The sequence below is a fragment of the Streptomyces sp. Edi2 genome, assembly GCF_040253635.1.
Lineage (GTDB): Bacteria > Actinomycetota > Actinomycetes > Streptomycetales > Streptomycetaceae > Streptomyces.
The window spans coordinates 7,891,746-7,905,273 of record NZ_JBEJGX010000003.1 but is presented as its reverse complement, the minus strand read 5'-3'; the positions used below and the strand labels follow the sequence as shown (position 1 = coordinate 7,905,273).

Below are 13,528 nucleotides of genomic sequence, written 5' to 3'. Positions count from 1 at the left end.
TCCGGCCGGGCCCGCGAGCCCGGCCGGTCAGCCCTTGCGGCCCACCCCGCCGTAGAAAATGGTGTTGTTGAGCTCCTGCGCACCGGGCACCGGGCCGTCGGGACGCCACAGCGGCACCCGTACCACCCCCGGCTCCAGCAGGGCGAACGGCCCGAAGAGCGGCGCGATCTCGGCCTTCGACCGCAGGTTGAGGGAGGCGGTGGCGCTCTTGTAGACGTTCACGACGCCGTCGCGCGCCTGCTCGTCCGTGCGGCCCGCCGCATAGGCCTCGTAGGGCTCCCCGGTCGCATGCGACAGGACGAGATGGCTGCCTGCGGGCAGCGCCTCGGCCAGGGTGGCGATGAGGCCGGCGGGATCCTCGTCGTCCCGGACGAAGTGGAGTACGGCGACCAGCAGCAGCGCCACGGGACGGTCGAAGTCGATCAGTTCCCGGACGGTGGGGTGGTCGAGCAGCGCCTTGGGGTCGCGGACGTCGCCGAGCACGAATCCGGTGCGTTCGGTGTTGGTCAGCCGGGCCCCGGCGTGGGTGGCGACGATCGGGTCGTTGTCGACGTACACGACGCGGGTGTCGGGAGCGGTCTCCCTGGCCACCTCATGGGTGTTGGGGGAGGTGGGGATGCCGGTGCCGATATCGATGATCTGGCGGATGCCGCAGGCGGTCAGTTCGCGCACCGCCCGCCGCATGAAGGCCCGGTTGGCGCGGGCGCTGAGCCGGACCTGGGGGTGGACCTCGATGACGCGCTCCGCGGCCACCCGGTCGACCTCGTAGTTGTCCCAGCCGCCGAGGTAGTAGTCGTACATCCGGGCCGGATGCGGCCGGCTGGTGTCGATCTCCTCGGCAGGGAAGCCCGAGGCCTCCGGCCCCTGGACGTACGGTCCGATCTCATGGACCGTGCCCTCCGGTACCCCCGGGGAGATGTCCTGCTCGTTCATGCCGTCCTCCGCTCGGACCGCCGGCCCGGCGCCGCCGCGAGCAGGAAGTCGGCGTGGCCGGCCTTCGCGCCCTCGATGAAACTCACCATTTCGTGGTGGGTGTAGATCAGCGCCGGGCCGTCCGGGTCGGTCGACTGGCGCAGCGCGATCCGGCCGTCGCCCAGCCGCATGGCCTCGACGCACTCGCCGCCGTTTCCGCCGCTCCACGGCTTGTGCCAGCCCTCAGTGCCCAGTTCCTTGGCGGGCATGCCGTTGTAGATGCGTATGCGATCCATGGTTCAGATCTCCTTGCGAAAGCCACCCAGAATGGCCTCGGTGGTGTGTGCCGGCGCGGCCTGCGCACACATCCGGTCCAGGGCCTCCAGGAACTGCGAGACGTCGTTGCGCTGGTCGAAGTACACGGCTCCGACGAGGCTTTCCGCGTAGGCCATGTCCGGGAGTTCCGGAATCGGGAAGCGGAAAATGTGAAAGGGGCCGTACATGGCGGGGTGCGGACCCGCGGCGAAGGGCATGACCTGCAGGCGGACGTTCGGCAGTGCGGTGGCCTCCATCAGCCGGGTGATCTGGTCGCGCATCACCTGGGCCCCGCCGATCGGCCGCCGCAGCACGGTCTCGTCCATGACCACCCACAGCATCGGTGCGCCCTCACGGGTGAGGAGCGACTGCCGCTCCATGCGCAGCGCGACGATGCGGTCGATGTCCGCCGCGGAGGCGTGCGGCATGCCGGCCCGCAGGACGGCGGCGGCGTAGTCCTCGGTCTGCAACAGCCCCGGGACGTAGTGCGGTTGATAGGCCCGGATGAGGTTGGCTTCGCTCTCCAGGCTGACGTAAGCGCTGAACCACTCGGGAAGGACGTCCCGGAACCGGTGCCACCAGCCGGGCTTGTTGGCCTCGCGCGCGAGGGAGAGGAAGCCCTCGATCTCGCCCTCGTCGGTGACGCCGTAGGTCGCGAGCAGCTTCTCGACGTAGGGGAGCTTGAGGCCGACCTCGGCCTTTTCCATACGTCGTATCGTGGCGTGGGTCACATCGAGGGCCGCGGCGGCCCGTTCGAAGGAGATTCCCGCCTTCTCGCGCAGGTCCTGCAGTCGCTTGCCGAGCACCACCCGCAGGACGGTCGGTGCACCTGCCGACCGTGGGTCCGCCACGTCCGATCGCCTCCAACTGACTTCAGTGGTCAGCAGTGTGTCATGCCGTCAACAGCACGAACAGACTGCACCTTACGATTCTGCAAATTGCAGAGTGATCCTTGCCATCGGTGACCGGCATCGCACATAGTTACGGAGTGGCTTCCTCCAACAACGCTCCCTCGTTAGGGCGCTGTGGCGGCTTCGTCGCCCAGTACCCGCAGGACGCGTTCCACTTGCCGGCGCGGCGCACCTCCGTTCCCGAGGCGCGCAGACGCGTCAGTGCGCTGCTGCACGAGTGGGGCGCGGCTCAACACGTCCATGACGACGTGGAGTTGGTGGTTTCCGAGCTGTTCACCAACGCGCTGCGGCACACCGACAGCGAGAAGGTCGGCTGCGAACTCGCCCTTTTCGGGGCGCACATACGCATAGAGATCACGGACCAGGGCGGCCCGGAGGATTCGGCGCCGCACGTCCAGCCCGGCAGCGTGGACAAGGAGTGCGGACGAGGACTGTTCCTCGTCGGCGCGCTCTCCGACAGCTGGGGATCGCGGCCCGCCGACAGCGGCCGGGGCCGGGTCGTCTGGGCGGATCTGCCGTACTCCTCGCTCGCCCACTGAGAGGCCCCGCTCCGCATCGGCGGAAACGGGGCCTCCGGCGCGCCTTGGGCCTTTGACGGCCCCGGCCGCCCCAGGGGACGACACCTCCCGGGCGGGTGTCCCCTACAGCGGCAGCAGATCGGGCCGCTTGGGCTCGACATGGTCACCGGACGACTCACCGCGCAGCCGGCGCCCGATCCACGGGACAAGGTGCTCCCGCGCCCAGTGGATGTTGTCCCGCCGCGCCTCGGCGGCCGACCGCTCCGCCTCCGGCGGCCACGGCTGGTCCGGGTCGGCCGGCACCCGCAGTCCGAGCACCTGCCCCGCGCGCAGCGCCACCCGGGTGTGCCCGTCGGCGGAGAGATGCAGCCGGTCGCCGTCCCAGGCCCGCCGGTCCTGCACCGACTTCAACGACCACAGGTCCAGTACCGGGCAGTCGTGCCGGTCCGCGATGGCCCGGACATGCGCCGTGTACGTGGCGATCTTGCCGCGCAGATGCTTGAAGACGGGGACGCCGCGGGTGTCGAAGCCGGTGCAGAGCAGGACCGTACCGACCTCCTGCCGCAGATCGGCGACCGCCGCCTCATAGCGCTCGGCGACCGCGTCCGGGTCCGAACCGGGCCGCAGGATGTCATTGCCGCCGGCGCAGAACGTCACCAGAGCGGGGGCGAGCTTCTTCGCCCGGGGCACCTGCTCCTCGACGACCTGGTCCAAGAGCCGCCCCCTGACCGCGAGGTTCGCATAGCGGAAGTCCCCTTCGGCCTGCTGGTCCGAGAGAAGGACCGCCAGGCGGTCCGCCCAACCGATGTACGCCCCGTCAGGGCCGGGATCCCCGACCCCCTCTGTAAAGCTGTCCCCGACGGCTGCGTACGACCCGATGGCGCCGTGGGCGCCGTTGCTGAAGTACTTCGAATCGTCTGCCACGTCAAGACATACTTCACCTCAAGAAGTGACTTACGCCACCGTAACCAGGGGTTGACGAGGGGTGATTAATGCCACCAAGTCAAATTCTTGTCAAGTTGGAATAAAGATCGGCAACGCCCTGCTCCCCCGCATATCGCGGAGCCTCCATGTCGGCCCGATTGCCTATTGCATCAATGTCGTATCGTCGGAAGTGCCCGCCTCGCCGACGAGCGGCGTCGGCGAACGAACCCGAGGAGCGCGCGTGACGCAGCAGACGCCGCAGGTCCCACAGGCCCAGCCCGAGCTCGCGGAGGTCCGCAACTTCCGCGATGTGGGCGGTCTGCCGACCGTGGACGGGCGTCGCGTACGGGAGGGGAGGCTGTTTCGCAGCGGACACCTCGCCCATGCGACCGAGACGGATGCCGCATTTCTGGCCGGCCTCGGGCTGCACACCATCTTCGACTTCCGCAATGCCTCGGACATCAAGCTGGAAGGCCCCGATGTCACGCTGCCCGGCGTGCGCAATGTGAACATCCCGCTCACCGACCCGGCTGACGGCGCGGAATTCTGGGCCATGGTGCGCGACGGTGAGCTGGACCAGCTGCGCTCCGCGCTCGGCGACGGCAAGGCCGCGGCCCGGATGGCCAAGACCTACCGCCACATCATCACCACCCGCACCGAAGACCACAGCAGGGTGCTGAATGCGCTTGCCGAGGACAGCGTCCCTGCGCTGATGCACTGTGCGGCCGGCAAGGACCGCGCCGGCCTGTCCGTTGCCGTGACCCTGCTCGCGGTCGGCGTGGAGCGGGACGCCATCGAGGCGGACTACCTCAAGTCCAACGATCCCCACCGGCGCTACAAGATCCGCCGCTCCGACAACTCCGCGGTCGGGATGTCGCAGGAGGTTATGGAGCTGCTTGCGCCGCTGTTCGGGGCACACACCGACTACCTCGCGGCCGCCTACGACGCCATCGAGCAGACCTGGGGCTCGACGGAGAAGTACCTCACCGACGGCCTGAAGCTGGCGCCCGCCACCCGCGAGCGGCTGCGTGACCGGCTGCTGACGGACTGACCAGCGGGACACGACCCGTCCTGCGCTCCGACGCCCCGCCCCGCGGCCGGCGCGTCGGAGCGCGGGATCCCCGTGTCACTCCAGCACGTTGGAGCAGACCGGGGAGATCTCCTGGGTGTCCTTGATCTCCTCTCGCAGCGCCTTGCTCGCCACGAGCGCGGCGACGACATCGGGGTGCATGCCGGCCTCGTCCCCCTCGCGCTCCTTGGCGTCGGCCGCGCTGTTCCGCTCGTCCGCCCGGGTCTGGAGGGCGGACTTCACCTTGGCATCGGTCGCCTTTCCGGCCGCGGCATGCAGGCCGGCTGCCACCTGCCTGGACCGGTCGACGAAAGCTTTCGTCGTGCGCAGCTCCGTCGGCCGCTGCGTGGGAGCAATGATCTGTTTGGCCTCGGCGCAGCCGGCCGGCACCTCGTTCGCGTGCGTCACCACCAGGACGGTGGTGGCGGCCGCGACCGCCACGGCGGCGGTTCCTGCCGTGGCGGCGGTGTTAGCGGAGGCGAGTTTGGCGAGGTAGCCGAAGAGGCTGCCGATCTTCGCCGTGGGGGCGACGGGCGCGGCGAGGATCGCCAGGGCCGCGGCCACGGCGAGTTTGTCGCCCTTCAGGAGATTGCGGATCTGCTCCTCGGTGCTGACGAAGAACTTGAGGTCCTTGCTCATTCCGCCGTGCGTCGCGGCGATCTTGCCCAGCATGTAGAGCTGCAGCGCGATCTGCCCGCGGCCGGCGGCCAGCGCGGTCGGCGCGGCGACCCTGACCAGGCGGGAGAGCGGTACCCACTGCTGCGCGTCGTTCAGGGCGCGTGCCACGGTCAACAGCAGATACGGGTCCGGTCCCGGCTGCGCGGTCTTCGCCGTGAGCCCCGCCGTCAGGCCTTCAGCGGCGGTGGCCGCCGCGGTGGGGGCCCAGTTCTGGTGGCGGACCGCGGCGAAGGCGTCCTCGGTGATCAGGTAGGTGCCGCCGCTGTAGGTGACCAGGCGGCGGTCGTAGAGTTCCGGCCCGGCCCCTGCGGCCTGCGGGTCTCCGGTGACCGGTGCGAACCAGGCGGCGGGCAGCGGCACGCCGAAGGTCGCCAGCGCGACCAGCGCGCTGCGGGCCGGTTCGCTCAGGGCGACGGCCAGGGCCTCGGCCTGACGCTGCGGGCTCAGCTGGTCCGGGTCGACCGGCGGGGGCTGGTCGTGGGGCTCCCTGTCCGCCCTGGCACGCCATTGGTCGGAGCCCTTGATGAACTCCGCGTACTGGCGCAGGCGCTGAGGCTTGCCCTCGGCCATCCGGTAGGCGTGGTCGAACTGCAGGTTCTGCAGACCGACCGGGCCCAGCGTCAGCCCGAGTTCGGAGCTGAGCAGTTTGATCGCGGCGGCCCGGGCCAGGGGCTGGACATGGTGCGCCGCCGCCGAGTCCGGCAGGGTCGCGTACGGGGACGTGAAGAGGAATGTGCACCCGGAGAAGGTCTGCATCACCCGGGCCACCTCCTCCCGGCTCAGTGCGCAGTCGAAGACGGTGAGGTGGACGTCGGAGACATGGGCGACGGCCTCGTGCAGCACGGCCTCGTCGACCCCGCGCAGGAAGGTCTTGCCGAAGAACGCCTCGGTCAGCCGCTGGTAGAGGCTTTCCAGCGTGCCGGTCTCCCCGGCCCGGGGCGACAGGACGTGACCGCGCCGGCCTTGCGCGGCCAGCCTCCGGTGCACCTCCTCGGCGATCGCCTTCTTCCCGACGTCCGCGGCCCCGTACAGCTGGACACTGGTGCCCTCGGTCAGCTGCCTGACGGTCTGTTCCACGATCTCGTCGCGGCCGAACAGGTCGGCGCGGGCGGGAGCCCGCAGAGGACGGGGCTCCCGCAGCGGCAGTTCCAGCACGCTCTCGGTCTCGACGAACTTGCCGTCGACGTAGACGACGTTGAGGGTGTAGTCACCCGTGCTCACATTGCCCTGGACATCGCCGTGGACCACGACCGACCGCCGGGCGGCGGAGCGGGCCGGGTCCTGGGACATCTGGGCCGGATCCTGGGACATCTGGGCCGCGGACCGGTCGGCCGGCCCGGACTTCCCGTTCACCGGCGCTGGATGTTGATCGCGTCGTCCCCGGTCGACACGATGCCGGGAACGCTCCCGCTCACCGCCACGCTCCGGGCACCGTCGGCCTGTGCCGCCGGCGGTGCGGGAAGCAGCGCCGCCAACTCCGCGGCCAGCGACGGGTCGGCCGCCAGAACGCCCCTGATCCGAAGGCGCAGTGCCGCCAGCGCGTCCGGATCTCCGTCTGATTCCGCCAGGTCGGTCACCGCCGCCTCGATCGGCGCGCCGTCAGGAGCACGGCGCAGGATCCGGTCGAGCAGTCGCCGGCCCAGCAGGACCGTCGCATCGGCTGCCTGGCCCTCGGCTTGGTTCAGCACGTTGACGCCATAGGCGCCCACTGCCGCGCCGACGGCGGGCACGATCTGACCGACTAAGGAATTGATGTCGGACACTGTTCTCCCCCGTGGTTGTCCCGATGAACAGCAGTCAGCTCCGCCGGTGCGGCTCTTCCCGGACCGGGCTTCACGCAGAGCTTCACGCTCAGCTCCACACTGACCGCCCTACGTCTTCCCGGAACTCTGCCGTTTACTCCCATGCATGCCCGTCACTTCGGGCTCGGCAGCGGCACACGCGGCCCGTTCGACTCGCGCGGCGACGGCCCTCTGCGCCCGCCACCCATCTGTTTTGCGAGCGTGAACTTGCAGCATTCGAACGCTAGTTACTGGTCATTAAACATATAGTCAATGTGTCCTCCGTCACTCACCCAGAGAAAAGCGCAGGTCGTAGCACTGTGCGCAGTTGATCGATCACGTTCGGCTGATGATGTGTGCGCCGCGGTTAACCCTGAGGGGGTCCCCCGTCGGTGAGAGGGGCAGGAACGCACGTTCCGACCCACCCGCCACAGTGCGGGTGGGCAGCAACTCTCTTGAAGGGAGGGCACGTGGAGCACTTGGGGCACTCATGGCCCTGGTACGCGCTGGCCGTTTTCGGCGCCTACCGGTTGACCGCCGCAGGACTCGACGCCCTTGTCCGGCGCGTGACCCACACCGCCTTGCAGGCCGCGCTGCACCGACACCCCTGTACCGGCGCTGCGCCGGGACAACAGCCCGGCCCACGCCTGAGCCCCCGTCCCGAGAACGGCACCCACCCCGCCCCCGCCAGGCCCGCGGTGCCCCGGCCTCCGTCGGGCCCGCGCTGCGGGGAGGTGCGGTGAACGAGAACTTCCCCGCGGCCCGGCCCACCGCCGACCTGCCGCTGGACTTCGAGGCGTTCTTCCAGCGCGAGCAGAAGGCGTTTCTCGCCCTCGCGTGCTTCAAGCTCCGGGACCGGCGCGACGCGGAGGAAGCCGTCCTCGAAGCCGGCCGCCGCATGTACGCGAAGTGGGAGCGGATCCTGGCCCATGTGAATCCGACGGCGATGGCCTACCGGATCCTCCATGGCGTGATCGGCGACTTCTACCGCCGCGAAATCCGCGACGCGCGCGTCCAGGCCTTCGCCGAGCCTCCGGACAGGCCGGACAGCTCGTACCTGAAGGAGCTGGGGGACCACGAACCGCTCGATCTTGCGCTGGACGAGCTGGAGTCCCGGGCTCCTCTCCAGGCCAATTCCGTGCGCCTCTACCACCTGGCGGGGCTGTCGTACGAGCAGATCGCCGAAAGGCTGGGAACCACTCCCGGCTCGGCGAAGGTCAGCGTGAGCATCGGTCTGCAACGCCTCAAAGAGATCATGACGAAACGTTCCGGAAGGGACGAGTGATGCTCGAAAACGTGCTCCGGCTCCAAGCCGAAAAGATCCGTGACGAGTACGCCGACCACGACGTGGCCGCCTTCACCCGGCGCCTCGCCGAGGCCATCGCCGACAAGGGGTGCCGGCCGCCCGCGCGCGTCACCCGCGCGGCGGCCGGCGGCGGCCGTCCCGTCCCGGTCCGCCCGGCGGTGCTCCGCGGCCGCCGTCGGCGCCGGCCCACTCCCCTCCTCGACCCGGCGGTCGCTCCCGCGGCTGTCCTGGTCGAGGTCCGGCGGCTGTGTCAGATCGTGCTGCGCAGCGATGACGTCGATGCGCTCGGCGCGTTCGCCGCGGACTACGACCCCGTGGGCGCCCGGACGTTCGCCTGTCTGCTCTACAGCCTCGACAAGTGGGAGGGCGCGCTGTACTGGTGGCGCTTCGCCGCCGGGGCCGGCGACGAACTGGCGGCCCATCTGCTGGCGGTTCATCACGCGGCCGTCGGGCCCTGGCCCGAAGCCCGGGTGTGGCGTGCGATGGCGCGCCTGATGGGCTTCGCCTTCGAGGTGCACCTGCCGGTGCCCGTACGCGGGTCCTCCGAACTCGCCCAGGGCTTCGCCCGCTCCCTGGACAGGAGCCTGCAGACATTTTTGACCGGCAGCCGTCTGCCGGCCGGCCTCTGAACCCACCGGTTGTCCGGCGGCCATCTGCCGCCGGACAACCGGCCTCCCACGTACGCGGCCGGGAACCCGGCTACTCCCGGCGCCCCAGGTGTGCCTTGACCAGCGTCCGGCCGAAGTCCCACATCAGGCCGCCGCCCCCGTGGGCGTCGTCCATGACGGCCGTGAACGCCTCGACGAAGCGGTCCACTTCGCGTTCGCCGATGATCAGCGGTGGGATCAGCTTGATGACTTCGAGGTGGTCGCCGGAGACCTGGGTCAGGATGCGGTGGCGCTGCAGCAGCGGCACCACGACCATCTGCGCGAACAGCCCCTTGCGGGCCGCCTGCAGCATCGTCCAGCGGCTGCGCAGGCCGAGCGACGTGGGGCGGCCGAACTCGATGCCGATCATCAGGCCGCGGCCCCGTACGTCGTGCAGCAGCTCGTACGTGCCGACCAGCGCGGCGAGCCGGGAGCGCAGCAGCTCGCCGGTGTGCCGGGCGCCCGCGACGATCTGCTCGTCCTCCATCACCGAGAGCACCGCCAGACCGGCCGCCATCGCCTGGGCGTTGGCGCCGAAGCTGGCGGAGTGCACCAGCACCCGGTCCATGGACGAGTAGACCTTCTTGAAGATCCAGTCCTTGCCGAGGGTCGCGCCGACGGGGACGTAGCCGCCGGACAGCGCCTTGGCCACACAGACCAGGTCCGGTTCGACTCCGTCCTCGTGCTGGTAGGCGAAGAAGTCGCCGGTGCGGCCGAGGCCGGTCTGCACCTCGTCGGCGATCAGCAGGGCCTTGTGGCGGTGCAGCAGCTCCTGTGCGGCGCGCAGGAATCCGGGCGGGGCCGGGTGGACTCCCTTGCCCTGGATCGGTTCGACCACGAAGCCCGCCACATCGCCGCGCTTCAGCTCCCGTGCCAGCGCGTCCAGGTCACCCATCTCGATGGCGGTGTCCGGCAGCAGCGGGGCGAAGCCGTCCCGGAAGCCGTCCTCGCCGTTGACGGAGAGCGCGCCGGTGGTCAGGCCGTGGAAGGCGTGGGTGCAGTAGAGGATGCGCGGTCTGCCGGTCGCGTAGCGGGCGAACTTCAGGGCGGTCTCGACGGCTTCGGTGCCGCTGTTGCCGAAGAAGACCCGGTCCAGGTGGGGCGCGCAGGCCAGCAGCTTCTCGGCGAGCAGGCCAGGCAGCGGCTGGCAGTCGAAGCGGGTGAGATCGGCGAGCTGGGCGTCCAGGACGTCGTGCAGCGCCTTGCGGACGACGGGGTGGTGCCGTCCGAGGCCCATCACCCCGAATCCCGCGAGCATGTCCAGGTAGTCCTGGCCGTCGGCGTCCCAGAAGTAGGCGCCCTCGGCCCGCTCGTAGACCTTGTCGAAGCCGATGGTGTGCAGCATGCGCGGGAGTTGGTGGTTGAGATGGCGGGCGTGCAGGTCGTAGCGTTCGCCGCCGCGTTCGGCGAGCAGCCGGGTCAGATCGAATCCGGTCACGCGTGGCTCTCCTTACGGGCCAGCGCGGCGCTGATCCGGCCGGCGATCTCGGCCGGGGTGAGGCCGACGTCGGCCAGCAGCTCACCGCGCTTGGCGGGTGCCAGAAACTGCTCGGGGATGCCGAAGGTGCGCAGCGGCACATCCACGCCAGCGTCCCGCAGCGCCTGGCCGACCGCCCAGCCCACGCCTCCGGTCCGGCAGTTGTCCTCGACGACCACCACCATGGCGTGGTCCGCGGCGAGCCGGGGGACGGCCTCGTCGACCGGCTTGACCCACCGCGGGTCGATGACGGTCGCATCGACGCCGCGTGCCGTGAGCAGTTCCGCGACCCGCAGACAGACCGGAGCCAGCACGCCGACGGCGACCAGCAGGACGTCGGGATGCGGCGCCTGGTGGAGGACATCGACACCGCCGATCCGGTCCACGGCCGGGACCGGGTCGTCCACCGGCTCCTTGGGGAAGCGGACGACGGTCGGGGCGTCGGCCACGTCCAGCGCTTCGCGCAGCTGGGCGCGGAGCTGGTCGGCGTCGCGCGGCGCGGCGATCCGCAGACCGGGGACGACCTGCAGGACCGACATGTCCCACATGCCGTTGTGCGAGGGACCGTCGGTGCCGGTGATGCCGGCCCGGTCCAGTACGAAGGTGACCCCGCACTTGTGCAGCGCCACATCCATCAGCACCTGGTCGAAGGCCCGGTTGAGGAAGGTGGCATAGACCGCGACGACGGGGTGCAGACCGCCGGTGGCCAGCCCCGCGGCCGACACCACCGCATGCTGTTCGGCGATGCCCACGTCCCACACCCGGTCGGGGTAGGCCTCGGCGAACTTCCCGAGCCCGACCGGCTGCAGCATCGCCGCGGTGAGGGCGACGACGTCCGCACGCTCGGCGCCGATGCGGACCATCTCGTCGCCGAAGACGGAGGTCCAGGAGGGCCGGTCTGCCACGGTGACGGGTGCGCAGGTCAGGGGGTCCATCACCCCGACCGTGTGGAAGTGGTCGGCCTCGTCCTCCAGGGCGGGCAGGCAGCCGCGGCCCTTCTCGGTGAGGCAGTGCACCAGCACCGGGCCGTGGAAGCCCTTCGCGCGGCGCAGCGCCGATTCGACGGCCGCGATGTCATGGCCGTCGACCGGCCCGAGGTACTTCAGTCCCAGGTCCTCGAACATGCCCTGGGGCGCGAAGGCGTCCTTGAAGCCCTTCTTGGCACCGTGCAACGACCCGTAGAGCGGTGGTCCGACGACCGGAGTGCGCTGGAGCACGTCCTTGCCCCAGGCCAGGAACTTCTCGTAGCCGTCGGTGGTGCGCAGGGTGGCCAGGTGGTCGGCGAGGCCGCCGATGGTGGGGGCGTAGGAGCGCTCGTTGTCGTTGACGACAATGATCAGCGGGCGGTCCTTGGCGGCGGCGATGTTGTTGAGGGCTTCCCAGGCCATCCCGCCGGTGAGCGCGCCGTCCCCGGTCACGGCCACCACCTGCTCGCTGCCGCCCCGTACCTGGCGGGCCTTGGCCAGGCCGTCGGCCCAGCCCAGCACCGTCGAGGCATGGCTGTTCTCGATGACATCGTGCGGGGACTCGGCGCGTGAGGGGTAGCCGGACAGGCCGCCCTTGGCCCGCAGCTTGGAGAAGTCCTGCCGGCCGGTCAGGAGTTTGTGCACGTAGGTCTGGTGGCCGGTGTCCCACAGGATGCGGTCGGCCGGTGAGTCGAAGACCCGGTGCAGGGCGATGGTCAGCTCGACCACGCCCAGGTTGGGTCCCAGGTGGCCGCCGGTACGGGAGACGGCGTGCACGAGGAAGTGCCGGATCTCCTCGGCGAGTTCGGCAAGGCGCTCCGCGGGGAGCGCCTTGAGGTGGTGTGGCTGCCGGATGTTCTCCAGCATCGTCATGTGCGCTCCCCCTCCGGTTCGGCTGACAGGGACCGGCCGGACCCGGCTCGTGCGGCCATGAGGCGCACGAGCCGGGCCTGACCGGGACGACGGTGCGCCCGGGTGCGGCTCACCGCTGGTGGGCGGTCACCCGCGGTTGCCCGCGACGGTCTCCCTGGCCGCCCGCAGGGACTCCTTCAGCGACCCCATGGTGGCGAGGACGGCGGTCGGCTCGTAGCCGCAGTGCGCCATGCAGTTGGCGCAGCGCGGGTCCTTGCCGCGGCCGTACTTGTCCCAGTCGGTCTCCTCGATGAGCTCCCGGTAGGTGGGGACGTACCCGTCGCTCATGAGGTAGCAGGGGCGCTGCCAGCCAAAGAGCGAGTAGTTGGGGATCGCCCACGCCGTGCACGGGAAGTCCGCCTTGCCCTCCAGGAAGTCCAGGAAGAGCGGGCTGTGGTTGAGCCGCCAGCGGCGCCGGTTGCCGCCGGCGAAGGCCTTCTTGAACAGCTCACGGGTCTGCTCCACACCGAGGAAGTGCTCCTGGTCGGGGGCCTTCTCGTAGGCGTAGGCGGGCGACAGCATCATTTCGTCGACCTGCAGATCGTCATTGAGGAAATTGAGGACCTCGATGATGGTCTGCGGGGTGTCGGTGTTGAAGAAGGTGGAGTTGGTGGTGACCCGGAAACCGCGCCGCTTGGCCTCCTTGATCGCCGCCACCGCCTCGTCGAACACGCCTTCCTTCGCGACGGATTCATCGTGCCGCTCACGCATGCCGTCGATGTGCACGGCGAAGGCGAAATACGGCGAGGGGGTGAAGTTCTCCATCTTCTTGCGCAGCAACATCGCGTTGGTGCACAGGAAGACATACTTCCGCTTGGCCACCAACTGCCGCACGATCTCGTCGATCTGCGGGTGCATCAGGGGCTCGCCACCGGCAATGGAAACCATCGGGGCGCCGGACTCCAGCACTGCACCGACCGCCTGCGCCACCGGCATACGCTGTTTGAGCACGCCCGCCGGATGCTGGATCTTCCCGCAGCCCTCGCATTTCAGGTTGCACGCGAAGAGCGGTTCCAGCTCGACGATGAGCGGGAACTTCTCACGCCGGCGGATCATCTTCTGTTCAAAAAGATAGGTTCCGACCCGGATGGACTGACGGAGCGGCATAGCCAT

The 13,528-nt window shown here is 69.9% G+C and carries 13 protein-coding genes; 4 read left to right on the top strand and 9 right to left on the bottom strand.

The window, feature by feature from the left end:
• Positions 1-27: 27 nt before the first annotated feature.
• The 3 genes from ABR737_RS37955 to ABR737_RS37945 are packed head-to-tail and all read right to left on the bottom strand — an operon-like array spanning position 28 to position 2,078.
• Positions 28-933, bottom strand: a complete 906-nt coding sequence (locus ABR737_RS37955; RefSeq protein ID WP_350255703.1) for an SAM-dependent methyltransferase — start codon at positions 931-933, stop codon at positions 28-30.
• Positions 930-1,208 carry a DUF397 domain-containing protein gene (locus ABR737_RS37950; RefSeq protein ID WP_350255702.1) on the bottom strand — a complete coding sequence of 93 codons (279 nt, stop codon included), beginning with the start codon at positions 1,206-1,208 and terminating at the stop codon, positions 930-932. The genes ABR737_RS37955 and ABR737_RS37950 overlap by 4 nt, the downstream gene beginning before the upstream one ends.
• Before the next feature lie 3 nt (positions 1,209-1,211).
• Positions 1,212-2,078 carry a Sco1979 family transcriptional regulator gene (locus ABR737_RS37945; RefSeq protein WP_350255701.1) on the bottom strand — a complete coding sequence of 289 codons (867 nt, stop codon included), beginning with the start codon at positions 2,076-2,078 and terminating at the stop codon, positions 1,212-1,214.
• Between the two features lie 137 nt (positions 2,079-2,215).
• On the opposite strand from ABR737_RS37945, the gene ABR737_RS37940 reads away from it, so the two are divergent.
• Entirely contained in the window at positions 2,216-2,677 is a 462-nt protein-coding gene (locus ABR737_RS37940; RefSeq protein ID WP_350255700.1) for an ATP-binding protein, read from the top strand.
• 102 nt (positions 2,678-2,779) lie between these two features.
• Here ABR737_RS37940 and ABR737_RS37935 read toward each other — a convergent pair whose 3' ends face one another.
• The gene (locus ABR737_RS37935; protein WP_350255699.1) at positions 2,780-3,580 is read right to left on the bottom strand and encodes an SGNH/GDSL hydrolase family protein; all 801 of its coding nucleotides are present in this window, start codon (positions 3,578-3,580) and stop codon (positions 2,780-2,782) included.
• Between the two features lie 241 nt (positions 3,581-3,821).
• Here ABR737_RS37935 and ABR737_RS37930 point away from each other — a divergent pair, with 241 nt between their 5' ends.
• A complete protein-coding gene (locus ABR737_RS37930; RefSeq protein ID WP_350255698.1) occupies positions 3,822-4,631 on the top strand; it encodes a tyrosine-protein phosphatase in 810 nt (269 codons plus the stop codon).
• Between the two features lie 75 nt (positions 4,632-4,706).
• Here the strand turns inward: ABR737_RS37930 and ABR737_RS37925 are convergent, their stop codons facing one another.
• Both ABR737_RS37925 and ABR737_RS37920 read right to left on the bottom strand, forming a co-directional pair.
• Complete coding sequence (locus ABR737_RS37925) at positions 4,707-6,680, bottom strand: hypothetical protein (RefSeq protein ID WP_350255697.1); 1,974 nt, start codon at positions 6,678-6,680, stop codon at positions 4,707-4,709.
• Entirely contained in the window at positions 6,677-7,090 is a 414-nt protein-coding gene (locus tag ABR737_RS37920) for a hypothetical protein (RefSeq protein WP_350255696.1), read from the bottom strand. The genes ABR737_RS37925 and ABR737_RS37920 overlap by 4 nt, the downstream gene beginning before the upstream one ends.
• Before the next feature lie 757 nt (positions 7,091-7,847).
• On the opposite strand from ABR737_RS37920, the gene ABR737_RS37915 reads away from it, so the two are divergent.
• Both ABR737_RS37915 and ABR737_RS37910 read left to right on the top strand, forming a co-directional pair.
• Positions 7,848-8,393: an RNA polymerase sigma factor gene (locus ABR737_RS37915; protein ID WP_350255695.1), complete on the top strand. Its 546-nt coding sequence runs from the start codon at positions 7,848-7,850 to the stop codon at positions 8,391-8,393.
• A complete protein-coding gene (locus ABR737_RS37910) occupies positions 8,393-9,043 on the top strand; it encodes a hypothetical protein (protein WP_350255694.1) in 651 nt (216 codons plus the stop codon). Before ABR737_RS37915 ends, ABR737_RS37910 begins: the two co-directional genes overlap by 1 nt.
• A 70-nt stretch (positions 9,044-9,113) precedes the next feature.
• Here ABR737_RS37910 and ABR737_RS37905 read toward each other — a convergent pair whose 3' ends face one another.
• The 3 genes from ABR737_RS37905 to hpnH all read right to left on the bottom strand — a co-directional run bounded on the left by ABR737_RS37905 (position 9,114) and on the right by hpnH (position 13,528).
• Positions 9,114-10,499: an aspartate aminotransferase family protein gene (locus tag ABR737_RS37905; RefSeq protein ID WP_350255693.1), complete on the bottom strand. Its 1,386-nt coding sequence runs from the start codon at positions 10,497-10,499 to the stop codon at positions 9,114-9,116.
• On the bottom strand, positions 10,496-12,376 hold the full coding sequence (dxs, locus tag ABR737_RS37900; protein ID WP_350255692.1) for a 1-deoxy-D-xylulose-5-phosphate synthase: 1,881 nt from the start codon (positions 12,374-12,376) through the stop codon (positions 10,496-10,498). The genes ABR737_RS37905 and dxs overlap by 4 nt, the downstream gene beginning before the upstream one ends.
• 126 nt (positions 12,377-12,502) lie before the next feature.
• On the bottom strand, positions 12,503-13,528 hold the full coding sequence (gene hpnH / locus ABR737_RS37895) for an adenosyl-hopene transferase HpnH (RefSeq protein WP_311621631.1): 1,026 nt from the start codon (positions 13,526-13,528) through the stop codon (positions 12,503-12,505).